The organism is Nocardia rhamnosiphila NBRC 108938, from assembly GCF_000720425.1.
GTDB lineage: Bacteria > Actinomycetota > Actinomycetes > Mycobacteriales > Mycobacteriaceae > Nocardia > Nocardia rhamnosiphila.
Genome location: NZ_JOAJ01000048.1, coordinates 1 through 1,544 on the forward strand (window position 1 = coordinate 1; position 1,544 = coordinate 1,544).

Consider the following 1,544-nt stretch of genomic DNA (forward strand, 5'->3'; position numbering starts at 1 on the left):
TGGTGTCGGCGGTGTCGGAGTTGGCGTCGGGTGGGTTCGATGTGACGGCCGAGGTGCCGTTGCGGTTGGCCTTGTTCGAGGTCGGACAGGCGGCCGACGCCGAATCCGTGGCTGCTGGTGAGTCTGTTTCCGGAGAGTTCGTCCTGGCGATGGTGGTTCACCACATTTCCGGCGACGGCTCGTCGGTGGGGCCGCTGATCCGGGACCTGATGACCGCGTATGTGGCGCGGACGGCCGGGGATGCTCCCGGGTGGGCGCCGCTGCCGGTGCAGTACGCGGATTACAGCATCTGGCAGCGTGAGTTGCTGGGTGATGAGGCCGATGCGGAGTCGATCGCGGCGCAGCAGGTCGGGTATTGGCAGTCGATGCTGGCGGGTATTCCGGATCAGTTGGATCTGCCGTCGGATCGGCCGCGTCCGGCGGGTGGCCGGGTCGAGGTCGTGATCGACTCGGATATCCATGCCGGTTTGGTGCGGGTGGCGCAGCAGCAGAATGCGACCTTGTTCATGGTTGTGCATTCCGCTTTGGCGGTGTTGTTGTCGCGGCTTTCGGGTGTTGATGACATCACGATCGGTACGCCGGTGGCGGGTCGTGGTGAGCAGGCGCTCGATGATCTGATCGGTATGTTCGTGAACACGTTGGTGTTCCGGACGCAGCAGCCTGGAGTTGCCGGGGCTGACGGTGTCGGGTGTCGAAGTCGATACCGGTGTTTCCCAGTTCGATCTGCATTTGATCGTTGCCGATGAGTACGACCGTGACGGTGCGCCGCAGGGCGTGCGGGGTCAGTTGACCTATGCCACCGATCTGTTCGATACTGCGCGGGAACTCGATTCGGCGGCGACTTTGGCGTCGCTGCTGGATGCATCGGTCGCGACGGCTCCGGATGCGGTGGCGCTGGTGGCCGCCGACGGTGCACAGACCACATATGCCGAGCTGGGTGCGCGGGTCAATCGGTTGGCCCGGTACCTGGTCGCGGAGGGTGTGGGTCCGCAGGATCGGGTCGTGCTGGGCTTGCGGCGGTCGGTGGACCTGGTCGTGGCGATGTACGCGGTCGCCACCGCGGGTGGTGTGTATGTGCCGGTGGATCCGGATCAGCCGGCCGAGCGGACCGGCTACATCCTGGACACCGCGGCACCGGTCTGTGTGCTGACGAATACCGCGACCGGATTCGGTGCGGGCGAGGGTGCCGCGGATACGCCGGTCGTGGTGCTCGACGAGCTGGATCTCGTGAGCTTCGACGCTTCCCCGGTGTCCGATGCGGAGCGGATCGCGCCGTTGCGGGCGTCGAATACGGCGTATGTGATCTTCACGTCGGGTTCGACGGGTCGCCCGCGACGGGTCGCCCGAAGGGTGTGGCGGTGCCGCATGCGGCGATCGTGAACCAGCTGCGGTACATCACCGAAGAATTCGCACTCGATGCCACGGATGCGATCTTGTTGAAGACCGCGGCGACGTTCGATCTGTCGGTGTGGGAGTTCTGGACCGCCGCGGTGAGCGGTGGCCGGATGGTTATCGCTGAGCCGGACGGTCATCGCGATCCGTCG

Annotated in this window: 1 pseudogene; it reads left to right on the forward strand. The window is 65.5% G+C overall.

The window, feature by feature from the left end:
* Positions 1 to 1,544: pseudogene (locus IG75_RS38785) on the forward strand (AMP-binding protein); the annotation flags it as partial.